At 36.0% G+C, this 15,948-nt stretch carries 17 protein-coding genes; 1 reads left to right on the top strand and 16 read right to left on the bottom strand.

What is annotated here, in order from left to right; translation table 11 throughout:
* Nucleotides 1-212 precede the first annotated feature (212 nt).
* From QWY87_RS04370 to QWY87_RS04315, 12 genes are all read right to left on the bottom strand, one after another.
* Nucleotides 213-2,000, bottom strand: coding sequence for a SulP family inorganic anion transporter (locus QWY87_RS04370; protein ID WP_290288665.1), 1,788 nt, complete (start codon nucleotides 1,998-2,000; stop codon nucleotides 213-215).
* An 81-nt stretch (nucleotides 2,001-2,081) separates the two neighbouring features.
* Entirely contained in the window at nucleotides 2,082-3,143 is a 1,062-nt protein-coding gene (locus QWY87_RS04365; protein WP_290288664.1) for an AI-2E family transporter, read from the bottom strand.
* 30 nt (nucleotides 3,144-3,173) lie between these two features.
* Nucleotides 3,174-4,037, bottom strand: coding sequence for a bile acid:sodium symporter family protein (locus QWY87_RS04360; protein ID WP_290288661.1), 864 nt, complete (start codon nucleotides 4,035-4,037; stop codon nucleotides 3,174-3,176).
* A gap of 60 nt (nucleotides 4,038-4,097) precedes the next feature.
* A complete protein-coding gene (locus QWY87_RS04355; protein WP_290288658.1) occupies nucleotides 4,098-4,601 on the bottom strand; it encodes a rhodanese-like domain-containing protein in 504 nt (167 codons plus the stop codon).
* 200 nt (nucleotides 4,602-4,801) lie between these two features.
* Nucleotides 4,802-5,236 carry a potassium channel family protein gene (locus tag QWY87_RS04350; protein WP_290288656.1) on the bottom strand — a complete coding sequence of 145 codons (435 nt, stop codon included), beginning with the start codon at nucleotides 5,234-5,236 and terminating at the stop codon, nucleotides 4,802-4,804.
* A gap of 82 nt (nucleotides 5,237-5,318) precedes the next feature.
* Nucleotides 5,319-6,119: a hypothetical protein gene (locus tag QWY87_RS04345; RefSeq protein WP_290288654.1), complete on the bottom strand. Its 801-nt coding sequence runs from the start codon at nucleotides 6,117-6,119 to the stop codon at nucleotides 5,319-5,321.
* A gap of 13 nt (nucleotides 6,120-6,132) precedes the next feature.
* Nucleotides 6,133-6,729, bottom strand: coding sequence for a rhodanese-like domain-containing protein (locus QWY87_RS04340; protein ID WP_290288652.1), 597 nt, complete (start codon nucleotides 6,727-6,729; stop codon nucleotides 6,133-6,135).
* 138 nt (nucleotides 6,730-6,867) lie between these two features.
* Nucleotides 6,868-8,247: an ABC transporter substrate-binding protein gene (locus tag QWY87_RS04335; RefSeq protein ID WP_290288649.1), complete on the bottom strand. Its 1,380-nt coding sequence runs from the start codon at nucleotides 8,245-8,247 to the stop codon at nucleotides 6,868-6,870.
* Between the two features lie 141 nt (nucleotides 8,248-8,388).
* On the bottom strand, nucleotides 8,389-9,042 hold the full coding sequence (locus tag QWY87_RS04330; protein WP_290288646.1) for a DUF2490 domain-containing protein: 654 nt from the start codon (nucleotides 9,040-9,042) through the stop codon (nucleotides 8,389-8,391).
* Between the two features lie 140 nt (nucleotides 9,043-9,182).
* The gene (locus QWY87_RS04325; RefSeq protein WP_290288644.1) at nucleotides 9,183-9,338 is read right to left on the bottom strand and encodes a hypothetical protein; all 156 of its coding nucleotides are present in this window, start codon (nucleotides 9,336-9,338) and stop codon (nucleotides 9,183-9,185) included.
* Between the two features lie 33 nt (nucleotides 9,339-9,371).
* Complete coding sequence (locus QWY87_RS04320; RefSeq protein WP_290288642.1) at nucleotides 9,372-10,262, bottom strand: hypothetical protein; 891 nt, start codon at nucleotides 10,260-10,262, stop codon at nucleotides 9,372-9,374.
* Between the two features lie 39 nt (nucleotides 10,263-10,301).
* A complete protein-coding gene (locus tag QWY87_RS04315; protein ID WP_290288640.1) occupies nucleotides 10,302-10,838 on the bottom strand; it encodes a hypothetical protein in 537 nt (178 codons plus the stop codon).
* A gap of 138 nt (nucleotides 10,839-10,976) precedes the next feature.
* Here QWY87_RS04315 and QWY87_RS04310 point away from each other — a divergent pair, with 138 nt between their 5' ends.
* Nucleotides 10,977-11,771, top strand: a complete 795-nt coding sequence (locus QWY87_RS04310; protein WP_290288638.1) for a response regulator transcription factor — start codon at nucleotides 10,977-10,979, stop codon at nucleotides 11,769-11,771.
* Between the two features lie 1,071 nt (nucleotides 11,772-12,842).
* Here QWY87_RS04310 and QWY87_RS04305 read toward each other — a convergent pair.
* From QWY87_RS04305 to QWY87_RS04290, 4 genes are all read right to left on the bottom strand, one after another.
* Nucleotides 12,843-13,637 (bottom strand): cation efflux transmembrane domain-containing protein, encoded by a 795-nt coding sequence (locus tag QWY87_RS04305; protein WP_290288636.1) that lies wholly within the window; start codon nucleotides 13,635-13,637, stop codon nucleotides 12,843-12,845.
* A gap of 37 nt (nucleotides 13,638-13,674) precedes the next feature.
* Nucleotides 13,675-14,259 (bottom strand): methyltransferase family protein, encoded by a 585-nt coding sequence (locus tag QWY87_RS04300; protein ID WP_290288633.1) that lies wholly within the window; start codon nucleotides 14,257-14,259, stop codon nucleotides 13,675-13,677.
* Between the two features lie 66 nt (nucleotides 14,260-14,325).
* Nucleotides 14,326-14,739 carry a Fur family transcriptional regulator gene (locus QWY87_RS04295; RefSeq protein WP_290288630.1) on the bottom strand — a complete coding sequence of 138 codons (414 nt, stop codon included), beginning with the start codon at nucleotides 14,737-14,739 and terminating at the stop codon, nucleotides 14,326-14,328.
* Between the two features lie 2 nt (nucleotides 14,740-14,741).
* Entirely contained in the window at nucleotides 14,742-15,947 is a 1,206-nt protein-coding gene (locus QWY87_RS04290) for an efflux RND transporter periplasmic adaptor subunit (RefSeq protein ID WP_290288627.1), read from the bottom strand.
* Nucleotide 15,948 lies beyond the last annotated feature (1 nt).

Raw genomic sequence — 15,948 nt, 5'->3', positions numbered from 1 at the left:
TACACTTATGATTTGAATTGTTCAAACATAATCCTGTCTTCTAAAGACTGTTTGCTGTCAAACAGTAAATGTCTTTTATCCTCATTATCCTGCCAAACTTTTATATGCACCGCGTTTTTTATTTGACAATAACTGATCAAGAGCATAATCAATTATTATTGCCTCACATATATAAATTGCCCTTACCTCGATAGACCTTCAGTCGATGTAAACTAGTATCTTTTGGATACCTTTTCTGCATTACGGGTATGATCTGCGAGTTTAGGATTGATACTGGCTACTGCATCAAATTGACGAAGATGTACCTTACCTGTAAGTTCCTCGAGAAAATGTGATTTGCTAAGGCTGTCCATGATAGGCCCTTTGACTTCTGATAAATGCAAGGAAATCCCCCCATCTTTAAGCCTGTGATTGATCGCTTCTAAGCTTTCCAAGGCAGAAAAATCGATGACATTCACTGCCGGACATTCGAGGATGACGTGACGTATCTCCGGATTGGCTGCTACCTTACTGTTAATCAAATCCTCCATAAACCTAGCATTAGGAAAATATAGACTCTCGTCAACACGTAAAGAAAGTATCTTGGGATCGGTTACTACTCCATGGCGTTCTATATTTCTAAAAGTTTCCGTTCCCGGAAGTTGTCCGACCACAGCCACATGAGGCCGTGAGGTTTTATACAAATGAAGAAAGATAGAAAGTCCAACTCCAGCTATCAGACCCGGCTCAATTCCTTCCACTAATGTTATAATTATCGTTACCAACATAGCCGCAAAATCAGTTTTTGAATATGCCCATGTCAATTTCAACGCATGGAAATCAACCAGCGAAAGAACCGCAACTATAATGGTAGCAGCTAATGTGGCATTTGGTAAAAAGAATAATAATGGTGTTAGAAACAAGGTTGTAAGCGCAATACCGACAGCTGTAAACACACCAGCTGCAGGTGTTTCAGCTCCTGCATTAAAATTTACAACAGAGCGTGAAAAACCACCTGTTACCGGAAATCCACCCGAAACGGCTGATCCGATATTTGCTGCTCCGATTGCGATCAATTCCTGATCAGGGTCAACGCGCTGACGCTTTTTTGCGGCGAGCGTCAAAGCAACTGAAATTGATTCAACATATCCCACGATAGAAATTAAAAGAGCCGGAACAAGAATTTTAAGCCAGAGTGCAAAATCAAGTGGCGGCATTTGAATTTTAGGTAAACCTTCAGGTACTTCCCCAACAATCCTGACCCCTTTCTCATCGAGGCCCATGGCCCAAACGATAAAAATCGTACCAATAACAGTAACCACCGGGCCAACCTTAACCATAATATCAGCTACCTTAACACTCATCTTTAAACCCAACAACCAAGGCTTTAACCCGCTTCTCACCCAAAACAAAAACAATAAGGAACCAATACCAATTGCAGCAGTAATCCAATGAATCGAACTGATGCTAAGCCATAGTGAAATAGCTATGTCTAAAAAACTTTCTCCATGAGCATCTATCCCTAAAACAGGCCCTAATTGACCTGCTGCTATCTGAATTCCAGAAGCTGTAATAAAACCTGCGATAACCGGATGACTTAAGAAATTCGCCAGAAATCCCAGCTTTAAAAAACCCATGATCATGAGTAATAAACCAGACACTATAGCCAAAGCAATGGCAGCTCCGTAGTATTCTGAAGTTCCTTGTGAAGCCAACTGTCCGGCTGCTGCGGCAGTCATCAAACTAGCCACGGCCACTGGCCCTACTGCAAGTGCTTTTGAAGTACCAAAAATGGCATACAGCACCAATGGTGCCATGGAGGCATATAAACCAACTTCAGGAGGTAGACCCGCCAGCAAGGCATAGGCTAACGATTGTGGTATCAACATCATCGTCACAATCACAGCAACAATAAGATCATTCCCCAGGGTCTTCTTATTATATTTTGGTCCCCATTCCAATATGGGAATATATGATTTGAATATTTTTGATGCGCTTTCCTTAAAATTCGAATTTTTCATACTTTGATCCTTAATTTATTGATCCGCCGATATTCCAATAGAATTGATGCTCTCTTAGCCTAATTTTCCTCAATAAATAACTCACAATTCTGTTGCTTCTTCATTAGTATTCAGCCACCCCATAAACAATTTGTAACCCAATGACATTACAATGGCTCCTGTGAACAGGCCGATAAATCCAGAAAATATAAACCCTCCAATTACACCAAGAAAAATAACTAACATAGGAACAGCAGCTCCTTTTCCCAATAATAGTGGCTTGAGAATATTATCTGAAAGACCTGCAACAATTAAAAAAACTGTCCACATGATCGCCATGGAAGTAGATTTTACTGCAAATAAATAGAGGATGATAGGAAGTGTCAGGATAATTGCCGGAATTTGAAGAACACCTAATACAAATATTCCCAATGTCAATATCCCCGCATAGGGCACACCTGCCAGCATAAAAAATATGCCATGCAAAAACGATACTACTAAAGCAACCCCAAGTACCCCTTTTAATACGCTGCTTACTGTCATCATGGTTATATCAGCAAATTCATCTCCTCTTGACCCAGCCAATTTTCTAAAAAATTTTCGAATGCCCTCACCGGCTTCCCCAAAAACCAATAGGACAGCTGCAATAATAAAGGATATTAATATTTGAATTAGGGCACTTAGCGCACCCAAAACCCCTTTTGCTAATTTTTTCCCTTTATCTGCTAATTGGTCATGATACTTATCCGCGGTTTGTCCAAGATTTTCAGAAGCACCTTTCCAGAACTCATACACTTGTTCACCCACCACAGGCCATTCCCTTACATTCTCCTTGGGAGCAGGAAGGGTAAAACCATTTGTCGTTAATTCGATTTTAGCTGATTGGACTTCCGAAACCAACTTGTCGATCAAAAACCAGGACGGAATAAAGATAATGGCCAGTGCCAAAATAACGATTAGTGCTGAAGCAAGTTTCGGTTTTCCGCCAAGCTTTTTAGCTATTTTGGTATGAAGCGGATACAAAGCCATGGCAAATATAAGGCTCCACAATAAAACACTTGTAAATGGATATAAGATCAAAAGGCACCAAACAATGATCAATAGCATAATAAGTAACCTTATTGTGGTGTCATATATTGAATTATTGAAAATTTGATTTTTCATCTGTATGCTGTTTAGCGTCTTTTTTATGTTTTAGACATGTTTTAATGTCTTATCCGTTTCAACATCCCTGGCAAATATTTTCGCGGCAATAAGCGCCACAATAAGTGCCAACGGCACCACTAAAATGATCATTACAAAAACCCCGGGATCAGGGTTTGTAATACTGAAATAGGCCACAAATACGGCAGCTATATTACGCGTACACATACCCAAAGCCATTCCACTTCTTTGTGTCTTTTTAAGGCCAAATGGAATTTTATAAGACAGAAACGTGATCAAGGCGAAGAACAGGACCTGTGCACCAACAGCAAAACTACCTATGGCACTAAGCATTTCTTCCCAATACAACCAAAATGTCATCACTGCAGTAATCAGCAAAAATAAGGTGCCTGTTTTCTTGATTACAGGGCCAATTTTTAACGCAATTGGTTCTTTATATACTTTAATCGAAAAACCAACAACTAAGGGTAAAAGCACCATCAAAAGAAGTGGTTTAGCTAGTCCCCAAACACTTACCACTAAACCTTTTATCAAGAAAGGAACCATTAAAGGTAAAAACACAACGGTTCCAATAGTAGCAACCAGTATAAAAGCTCCTGCAGATGACATATCTCCACGCGCTTTTGTTACCATTAATGGGAAAAACGGTGCTGTAGGCGCCAAACTAATCAATAACAATCCAGCCGCATGAGCATCTGATAAAGGAATAATCCTAGTTATTCCCCATGCAATAGCAGGGCCAACGATCCAACCCCATACGATAATTAGTATAACAAATCTTGGGTTTTTAATCGCCTTGATAGCTTCATTTTTGTTAATCTCGAGCCCCATGGCAGCAAGATTCGAAACGGTGAAAATCATCACCACTATTTTATAAATTTCTTCTATTCCCATGATATATTACCCTTCCTGATTAAATATATTCCCACTTATTTAGTTTATTTGAATCTTCTCTTATCTATGGGTTGGAACTCTCATCAGTTTTGGGTCCACCTTAAAGGTCCATGGTAGCCCAGAATTCTTCCAGCCATTTTTTAACCTTTGACCCTGATACAAACTTTCCGGATCGGTTACCGTGTCTCCTTCAAAACCATCCGTAATATTGTATGCGAATTTATAACCCAGTTTATCCAGTAAATTAACCACAAAGGCACTGCGCCCCCCTGACCTGCAGGTAACCAAAATAATGTCCTCTGGTTTACATACTTCTTGCACATGTTTTATAAAATCATCATTCATTTTGAATGAAAAACAATTTTTCTCAGCATCCCAATTATAGGTCTGTAAAAACCCAGGTATATTCCAAGCCATTTTCGCATGGCCTATATTGATATATTCATCGAGGGTTCTCACATCCAGAACCTTTACTTTCTTAGGTGAGTCTTTCCAAATTTCATAGGCTTCTGTTGAAGTAACATATAAGCCCAGGCTAGTCTGTTTTTCTTTTGGTAGTTTCATAACGTTTATCTAGTTGTAGCAATCGTTTTATTTTAATTTGAAATACTAAGTTTACGAAGAGTTAATCCATTGTAAATATTGACTATTAGGTATATTTTATGATAATATTAGATGTATGTCGCGAAACAGAAAAACTATTCATATTGGAACAAATTCCTAAATAGCAGTAAAGTATCTTTTTTCATCCACCCAATTCATTTCTATTGTTTTATATCCTTATCAATATCGGGGTTCAAAAAATAATTTTGTACCACTGTTATAATGATAGCTGTTGACCATCCAAAAATTATAATTCCGTTTGCAGCTTCCAAAGAGGCCAAAAGCCTAAATGAATTTGATAAAACTACATCACCGTATCCTAAAGTTGTGAAAGTAACTATTGAGAAATATAAAGATTCTTCTAAACTGTTTATAGTCTCTAGGTAAAAGTAAATAAATGCCCATGCAAGAGCCTCAATAAAAGATGCCATAAACATTATTAGTACAACTATCGAAGTCCAGAACTCCTTAGAATTATAAACCTCAGGATTAGCTCTTTTTTTTCTTACCAAAAACATCACAAAACGGGTTGCACAGGCATGAACGATAACGCTAAAAACAATGAGAATACAACCAATAAAAAGATTTGACCACATAATATTCTAAAAAGGAAATTTGCTGTAAAAGTCTTTAAATCAAGTTTTTAAAATTATCTCATTGTTTTTTAAATTTTATGTTTTAAAAATTAAAACCAAATCTAATTACCGGTCCAGAAGTATCCACATCATACATAAATCTGTCTAATCCTTCACCATTTTCATAATCCAGACTAATAATTCTATATCCACCGGTCATTTCAAATAGCTTAGAAAATCGGTAACCTGCATAAGCCTGTATTTGCCATGCTAGGTCGGATCCAATTCCAAATCCTCCAATTTCTCCTCGAAACTGATAAATAAATTTTTTCCCTGCCTGGCTTTTTATCCTGGCGATAATCATTGGATCAAGCCAGGTTTCTGTTCCTGACCTTTGTTGATTTATAATTTGAGGATCTTCACCAATTATTTCCTCCCTATTAATATCGAATCCTGCCTTGACTGAATTAACCAATCCTCCTAATCCCAGATCAAGCCATGGGGTTACTTTATACATTCCTGACACTTCCCAACCCAGTTGTTTAGCAGTTACCTCGCCATTTATTATATCATGTTTGGACGCTACATTTTGGGCAAGACTCATATACAACACATCAGATCCAATGGTCCATTTGCCATTGGTAGCTTCGAGGTTTAGCATAAAACCCATTTTCAAATTGCTGAAAATATCGTTTGCACTCGCATCAACAGATACATCAGGTACAATTCCCAGTCCTACACTTCCATTCATCTGTGGAAACATTAAATAGGGTTCAACCAAAAAAGCCCATTTGGTATTTTTAGAAGCGTCAGATGAGCTTTCCTGGGCGATCAAGTTTCCAGAAATCAAAACCGATAATAAAATTCCCAAAAAAAATGATTTACTTAAATTCTTGATTTTCATAATTCTTATTAATTTACTTTTCTTTTATCAAAGGCATTAAATTGGGGTCTATTTGATAGGTATATGGTAAGCCTGAATTTTTCCATCCATTTACCATTCTCTGACCTACAAAGACGCTAGTTTCATCAGCTACAATACCCCCCTCAAAACCATCGGTAATCGTATAAGCTTGCTTGTATCCAATCTTTGCCAACTCATTGACAGCCATTGCGCTCCGGTCACCAGAGCGGCAAGTAATTAAAAGTATGTCATCAGCTTGAAATTTATCCTTAATTATTCCAACAAAACCAGGATTAGGTGTCATGGGAAATCCTTGCTTTTCAGAATCCCATTCATAGGATTGGTCAAATGCCGGAATATTCCATGCCATAGCTGCATGACCGATGAATAAATATTCTTCTGGTGTACGTATATCAAGTATCGTCACCTTTTCTGGATTTGCTTTCCACATTTCATAAGCCTCGGCTGAGGTGACATAAAGTCCAAGTGTAGTTTGTTTACGTTCAGGAAGTTCAGATTTTGTTTCTTGGCCAAAAACCAACTGTCCAAAAACCAAAAGTAAGGCCAAAGGCATGAACACTTTTTTAATGGTGTTTTCAATCTTTTTCATGTGTTTCGTTTTTTATCTTTATAAATAGTTCAGACGAAATGAGTTTTGGTAAAAGAACGCCAAACTGCAAACTGCACAGTTTGGCGTCAAAACTGTTATTTATGGTTTTAAATAAAACGTTATTTATTTAGCCTAACCTTATGCCTTCTTGTTTAAAACTGCACCTTCTTTAAGTCTGCCCCAGCTTTTTTTAGCATACTCTTCTTCCATCCACGCATGAACGCCTTGCTGGAGGAATTCAGGTCTTGCCCATTTATCCACATCAAAGTCATTCTTGATATAGCCGTGTTCCAGCATGAAGTCCTTGCCAATTTTAATGGCCTTCATATTCGTTGCGTTCAAACTAGGTACCATGTCAACATCTTTAATGCCTCTGTAAGTATCTTGCGCGTCGCGGTAGAAAGTCTGATGGTCTAGTATCGCGGATGCAGCAGGCTTGTGCTGATTGGCCCAATGTCCTACTTTGACCATAGCTTTCATATAAGCGACAACGAGTTCAGGGTGTTTATCAGCCATTTCTTTGGTACAGGTAATAATAGCTGGTGTGTTTGCAACTTGTTTGGTCCAGTCCGGATACCTTGACAAGTCTTCAATCATTTTGATCTTACCGGTATCTTCCTGGAGATGTTGGAAAACCTTACTCTGCGTATAAATAGCATCAACTTTCCCTTCCAATAATGCCGTTTCTAATGGGCGAAATGCTAGGTCGTGCTTGTGATCCCTTGCTGCCCATAAATCAGTTGGATTATTCATTGGCGCCAACATTTTTGGGTCGTTGTACCAGTCATCCGGATAAGGGAATTCTACAATCTCCACATCGTCCTTTGTCATGTTGTTTAATTCCAGCATACTCAAGATACCCATGTGCTCTTGTATTCGCCACCAGTCGTTTTTAAGGGTATTCATACTTTTTGAAAGGCCAATTTTTTTGCCTTTCAAATCCTTCATTTGAGATATTTTATCATCAATACGCACAGCCATACAACCACCCTCATAAACCCATGTTGCTCCTAACAACACCGTTTTGCTAAGATCAGCATGTACAGCTATTGGCGGATAGAGGCCACCAAACCGAATGAGGTTTTTAAGGTTGTGTCTGTAATGTGGGTAGAAGTCGTTATCGCGTGTATGACGCATATAATCATACTCTATTCCCATATTTTTAAATTCCTGGCGACACCATCCCAACTCCTGGTCAACATTGTTGGCCGATACCATAGGACAATTGGTGTACCACACTTGTTTCCAGTCCAGTGCCACAGTGCTCAATTTTTGGCCATCAACGACGTTTATCACCGCTGTACTCTTTGGTTTGGCTTTTTTGGCAGGTGCTTTTTTGGGAGGTTTTGCAGCTTTCTCTGCTGCTACTTCGGTACCTGCAGCTTGCATAGCGGATACGGCCTGTTCCATGGTCAAGCCATGTTCATCCAGTTTCCCAAGAACTAATTTTGCTAGATCCCCAAGTCCTGATTCCAGGTTCTTACTATTATCTGGTTTTAGAGTTGTTTTTTTTGCCATGGTTGTATTTTTTTTTAAAATATTCATTATTCCAATTAATCATTTTTTCGATTTGAACTAATTGACTTACCCAAAATTACGAAGTCTAGTTTGCCTATGAAATACTCATAAATAAGTATATTTAATTTCCATATTTGGGGATTAATGGAGTTTATGCTTAAACGAAAAGACTAGAATATTTTCTTTTGACAAATCCTCATAACCATCAGTGATAGTATTCTTAGAATCCTGACGGTTATAAAGCAATTCTAATTGTATTTTTTTATTTATTTTATAGCCTAATCCCAGACGAATCCAGTATCTGTTGGCATATCTTTCTTGCACATCATCTTCATTTTGATAAAAGAATTCTACAAAAGAAGTTATATACCAAACATGATCTGGCGACATACTTTTTTCGTTTAAGGGCATGGACGCAAAAAATTGTAACCTTGGTCTTGTGGCATAGGTCCATTCCATAGCCTCCTTTTTATAAATATTCCTAAACTCTATCCGTGCCATTACTCCTGATTTTATTCTTTTACCCGGAAGAAAATGGTACCGACCTCCAGCACTAAATCTAATTTCAGAAGTTGTCAAACCCTTGTATTGCAATGTTTCCAAAAATTGCAAGGAAGCTAGAATGTCGAAATGCAAATTCAATTTTTTCTCAGGCATAAATCGTACTTCAAAAGTGCGCCAACGTGGATCCTCTAAATTTGTTCTCAAAGAAGCCCTCATGCCAAGCTTATATCCCTTGGAAAAAGAATAAGCGGGTTTGTACTCAAACCAAATTTGACCTGATTCCTGGGCCATTGATTTCCGTACGGAAAAAATCAGAAAGAAAATAAAAATGAGCTTTAGTAGTCTGGAGTTAAAAACCATAATTAATTTTGACGATAAACTTCATTATTTCGATAAATTTTACTCAATGCCAATAATCAAACCATCCCTTTCTATAAAAAAAGACAAGTAGCCCAGCTGCTAATCCAATAAATATAAACCAGACAAGCAGGTATCCAATCTGATTTTTCTTGCCAATTCCCGGGCTTTAAATCTTCATTAATAAGAATGATTTTACCATTCTCAACCTTTTTAAAAGAAATATCCATTTGCCTATATATTTTAATTCTAATCAGTAATTTTTAAAAAAAGAACGATAACCCGATGGAAGGTCCTCTAAAATTATAATCAATTTTGGTGTTGATATCATCTGATGGAAATTCGACCATAACATCAAAAACCTGATAACTAAGATCAATACCTAACCAATCAACGGGCTTGGCCATAAAGGCAATATCAAGATTGTGTAGAGAGCCACCAAAGTCTTCTAACTTTAATGCGAAGAAGCCTATATTTCCGTTGAAATAAAGCCATTTATTCAGTTTGAAAGAAGCTAGTATTCCAAAATTTGGTAGCGGAGCTACAAGCTCAACGTTTAAATCCTGATACCCATATGCTGATTGTACAGCTGTTTCCAGAAACATTAAGTAAATATTGAAATAAAACCCTAAATGTGCATCTGGATTTTTTAACACAGAATACAAATAACCTGTACTTATGACCTGAGTGTTGAAATGCGCTTCTATATCGGTTCCGGCAGGGATGATTTCACCTTTAAAAATTAAATCCCTTTTTGTTTGGGTATTCTCCTTCCTGTTGATTCCATAATACTGTGCATATAGACCACTACTAGGTGTAATTCTATATAAAAATGAGCCCGTAAAAAAGTAACTGTTAGAGGGCAGACCCAGATCATTTTCAAGACTTATGACGGAGTGTAAATTTCCTTCGGGTAATTCAAATGATATTTCAGTATCCAGTGTTGCATGTACATAGTCAAAACTAATCTTAAACCTTTTATTGTTGCTTTTAAAAATATCCCTCTCATTTTGTCTATCCAATTTTTTGTCGGCTTTACTCTTTAGCGTATCAATTGGTATTACCCCCATAGAATGACTCAGCCCAAAAGCTTGTAAATTGAGGCAAAATATGAATACAAAGGTTAATACTTGTTTATATATGGAATCTTTCATACTAATTTTAAATAGCATTTATATAATTTAGAGTGGGCTTTATAATAAATCAGTAAATGGAATGACCTCCTTAACTTCATCCTTCATAAGGATCTTAAGTTCTTCTGCAGTCCGTGTGCGCTTCGCCATAATTTGGATTAATCCTTTCTTGAAACTGCGAATTGTATATTTGAAATTATTCTGATCTGTCATTTCACATAAAATAATATGATTGGTTAGGTCATCGCTTTCTTGCTTGCACTCATGGCCAAACCCATAAAGAATATTTATGCCATTCACTATCTGTTGAGAAGTCCATTGCACTTCTCCGTAACCACCAAACTCATTGAACCAGGAAATGTACCATCTCTTGACATCCTGACGCCATCCCGACACAGTCACCTTCATCGTATCATCGTGAAAACCTCCTCCAGGTGGAACTTTTAAGCCTTCTTCAGTCCCAAATGATGAATACTTTCCAAATGCTTCGGGCCAATTAAACTCTATGTCACGCAAATATTCACCGTTTCTTGAAATTTTAGCCAACCAGCTTCCACCAAAATAATTTCGAAATAAATTTGCTGTTAATTCTGCCATAATCTTAAGATCAATTTAAAAGGGTTATCTGATCTATCGATTCAAAGTTACCTGCATAAACAAAAAAACACAATACTCATTTGTTGGTATTTTTTCTATATTTACATGTCTTTTCAATTATATAGATTCATATAACATATGTCGAAAAAAAACCATAAGCCCCTTGTCTTCGGTAATTTGGCAACATCTTATAATTATAGTATTTATCACGACTTTATTGAATCCTATCTGCCTTCCGGCTTTCTAAACATAAATGAAGAAGATCCGCTGATACAAAAATTAGGGGAAAAGATGACTGAGAATGATCAGATGCTCATCATGATGGATCTTACTAAAATTGAGATTATCTATACAAGTAAACAAAGTATGGAAATGCTGGGAGTAGATCCGGCCACCAATACACCTTTGGAAATGTTGAACAGGGTGCATCCTGATGATCTTGAACGATTTGGAATGGGACGTTCCAAATTATTGGATCTTGATAAAGACCTACTTCTTGCACATAAAGGTTCTGCCTTATTATCGACAAATATTCGAATGCAAAAACCCGATCAAAGTTATGCTGATCACCTTTTTCAATGTTATATGTTTTATAGCCCCACACCACATAAAACTGTATACTATATGCAGGTGAATACCAATATTGATACTTACCCGATAAAAAAAGACAGTTTTCATTACTATGTAGGAAATGACATTTCACTGTTCAGGTTTCCTGATGAAGAATTGCTAAGTTATGGGCATCAATTAACAGCGCGTGAATTTGAGATATTAAAACTAGTAGCAACCGGACTGACAAGTTCTGAGGTAGCAGAAAATCTGTTTCTGAGTCTGCATACAGTAAACACGCATCGAAGAAACATTTTGGAGAAATACAAAAAAAACCATATTTCAGATGTTATTTTTGAATTAATGTCCCAGGGGCTACTTTGAGATCTTATAGAAAGTGTTTACAATCGCATTCTCCCGCAAAATTTGTGATAAACTCCCTGATGATAGTCAGTATTATGATAAAATCTTAACTGATTACAACAGGATAAACTTGTCACATATAATCTGTCACATCTTTTGATTGACTAATCTTCAAGATTCTATACTAATAATACCCGAAATAAATGACAATAAAAAGATGCGTAAATCATTTAAGCACAATATGATGCATAATTTCTGGTGTCCATAAAAAGTTTTAAATAATGCGTCCGATTTGGACACCTTTAGAATGCGAATATTGATCGAAATTACTTAGAAGTTGGGCCGCGAAAGAATTGCTTTCAGCATCCAGACTAAGCTTCATGTTCAGAAAGAAAACTCACATAAGGCTGAGGCCTGATTGTGTTTTTTATTTGAAAAATTCTTACACGAAAAACCAGGATTAACTGCGTTGATCCTGAAAAAACTCCGTTCTGAGAAAGAAAACCCTGATCAGGCTTAGGCCTGATTGTGTTTTTTATTTGTCGAGTCCTTTTGAAAATGAATTTTCAACGGTCTCTCCAAATAAAAAACCCCTCGCTATGCGAGAGGTTTTCTTTCATTTGTGACCCCGACAGGATTCAAACCTAATTCGGTTGTTTGCCTATTTGTAAGGTATGTGCTAAATTCTATGTTTCATGTTGACGAATTGTGAACTCTAAAAATACTCAAATTATAGTTTTTTAATTCGTCTATACAAATATATGAATTTTAATTTTTTAGATCCATGAATCTCTCGTTTACTAGCCTTCCTTAAAAATGTAGCCTTTATTCAGGACGGGGCATAATATGCTACAACATCTGGCATAAGCATTAGCTCACCCACGTTGGTTTGTTTTAATTAATTGGTTTGTTGTTTAATTTCATTTTCTTTTCAGAGGATGATTAGACCTATTGGTTATACCAGATGTTGTAGGTAGTTTGTCACTTATAACAGAAAGTAATAACGTCTGATATTCAATTAAATATCTTATTAAGGTACAGATGTGTGGAAAATTAATGAGTTTATGGGTTTAAGTAAAGTTTCTAACTAAATTATTTAGACAATTTTAATATTCTTATAGCTCCTTGAATGACCAATGCAAAGACTATTGTTCCGATTATAAGATCGGGCTTATTTGAGTTCAGCCAATTTACCAAAAGACCTGCTGCGATGACTCCCAAGTTAATAATAACATCATTAGAAGTAAATATCATACTCGCTTTCATATGAGCTTCTTCTTTGCTATTTGATTTTTGGAGCAAATACAAACAAATACCATTTGCGATTAGTGCAAAAATGGATACGATTATCATAGTTGAAAAGTCAGGCAATCTTTCTGTTCCAAAAAACCTCCTTAGCACTTCTATAAATCCAATAATTGCAAGTGTTATTTGAAAATATCCAGCAAGCTTTGCTATCCTTTTTTTTCTTGTCAAAGTTCCTCCAACTGCAAATAAGCTAATTCCATAAACAAAACTGTCTGCTAACATATCCAAACTGTCAGCAACGAGCCCCATTGATTTTGAGATTAACCCTGTTGTCATTTCAATAAGGAAGAATGCGAAATTAATAGCTAGAACTGTCCAAAGTAATTTTTTTTGATTTAAGTTTTCATCAAAACTTGTTAGTTCCGTCTGTTCAGTTGATATTTTTTTACCTCCTAGATTCAGTTCGATTATAGACTTTTCAATTTGTTCAATTTCTCCCCTATGAAAAACGGTCAATATTCGATTGGGAATATCAAAATCCAAATTCGCAATATTTGGAATTCCGTCTAGTTTCATTCGGATAAGATTTTCCTCTGATGGACAGTCCATTTTAGTTATATTAAAGATTGTTTTTTGCATAATGATTAACAGAATTTTTTTTCAAATAAAAAAGCGCCTATATCCAACGCCTTACTTTTTTCACATACTCTAAATAATCATTACCAAACTCTCGCCCTAAATATTTTTCTTCTAATCTGATTTGTGTATTTATGCTTATTATCGACAATGAGGTTATCAAAAGTGTAAAAGCATTTGGAATGACCAAAAACAATCCAATATTAGCAATCATAATTCCAAGAAATACTGGGTTTCTGGAAATAGAAAATAATCCTTTAGTTACAAGTTTTGTCTTATTCTTTTCATCAATTCCAATTCTCCACGAATTAGCCATTTGTGATTGAGCGATCCAAACTACAATTAGAGATAGAATTAAAAATCCCCAACCTACTTTAGATAAAGTGTCATTTTCTAGATACCAAAAAGGAAGTAAATACTTGTACCATTCAATTTTAAAAGCATAAATACCAACAATGAATAGCTCCAAAAAAGATATTACCGTAAATACCTTACCGTTATAGCCGTGAGCATCATCTGTTTTATTAAAAGCTATAGGGTTTACTCCAGTCTTTAGCTTTAACCAAATTGACCTTATTATAAATACTAATAAAAAATATATTAACAGGTATATAAATAATTTCATCGCTTTTTAGTTACATTTTCTTACAAGCAAAAAAACGTAAAAAATAGATGCATTGGAAGTGCATTGTTATCCACTACATTTATCGCAAATTCCTTTAACTACTAAGTTTACGTTTTCTGAAACAAAGCCGTCTGGCACTTTTATTTTCGGAATTTTGTGTTCTGTTAGACAAATGGTTTCATTACAATTATTGCAATGAAAATGTAAGTGCAAATCAGTTTCAATTTCGCAGCTACAATCCTGTTCACACAAAGCATATTTTACTATACCAGTCCCATCGTCTATTTGGTGTACAATATCCTTCTCCACAAATGTTTTAATAGTCCTATACAAAGTTGTTCTATCTGCCTTTTCAAAAGTGTTCTCAATATCGGTTAATGTTGCAGCCACCTGATTTTCCACAAGAAACTTATAAATCAATAAGCGCATTGCAGTAACCCGTATATTCTTTGACTCTAATACCTGTTCGATTGTTTCCATAATTAATGTTCATGTTCTGCTTCACCTTTTTTCATTTCTGCCATAAGATAATAGGCATTGTTATAAGCGAATTTTTTGTTTGCCTCTATTTCTTCAGTAATTTGAATTGAAATCCAATTATCATCTTTTTCCCCAGTAATCACTTCAATAGGTTTAAAGCTCCACTTGTCATCCTCTTTATCTACTGTAAAAATATAATACTTACCCCCTTCTTTTATGATAGCACTTTCTGGCAATGCTCTTACTTTAGTACTTTCAATTTGTATTTTACCTTGAATATACATCCCAGGAATTAAGTTACCTTTTTTATTTTCTATCTCAGCGTGAATATGAACAGCTTTTGGGTTATCCTCAAATGTTTTACCTACGGAATAAATTTCTGCTGTAAGTTCTGTGTCAGGTATAGATTGTACTGTAAAGCTTACCTTTTGACCCTTCTTAACGTAATATACATCTTTTTCAAATACCATTAAATCTGCATGAACGTGATGCGTATTTACAATTTCGAATAACTCTGTCTGTGGCTCTACATATTGGCCTATTTTTACTTCAACTTTTTGCACAAAACCTTCTATCGGACTTCGCAAGGCAATGTTTTGAGCAATAGAACCATTCAGAATAGATGTTGTATTGACATTCAATATTTTTAATTGAGCATCCAGACCATTTACTAATGCTTTTGATGCCTCGTACTCTGCCTTTGCTCTCTGAAAATTAGCACCTGAACCAACGCCTGCATCATACAGCTTTTGTTGGCGCTCATAATTCATTTTCAAAAAATTACTGTTGCTGTAAGCATTTAAATAATCGGTTTGAAGTTTTATAATATTGGGGTGTGAAAGATAAGCTACTACTTGACCTTTATTGATTTTATCGCCTTCAATTACCTTAATAGATACTACATTAGCTCCAACTACAGAAGTAATTGCCGCTTCGTTTTGCGGTGGTACTTCTAATGTACCGTTAGCTTCTACATAACTACTTATATTACGAAAAGCCAGTGTATCAATTTTCATTTTAAGTGTCTCAAACTGTTGCTGAGAAAGCATAACTTCTGCACCCTCATGGTTTTCTTCTTTTAATTCAGTTTTAGCTTCTTCATTACGGGAATAACCATTATTCTCGTTGGGCTTTTCTTTATCACCACAAGCAGTTACTAAAGTTGACGCTATTAATAATGCTAGAAACTTATATGTTATATTTTTCATT

The organism is Lutimonas halocynthiae (assembly GCF_030409835.1).
Lineage (GTDB): Bacteria > Bacteroidota > Bacteroidia > Flavobacteriales > Flavobacteriaceae > Lutimonas > Lutimonas halocynthiae.
Note: the sequence above shows the minus strand (reverse complement) of the source record. Positions and strands in the feature narration are given on the sequence as shown.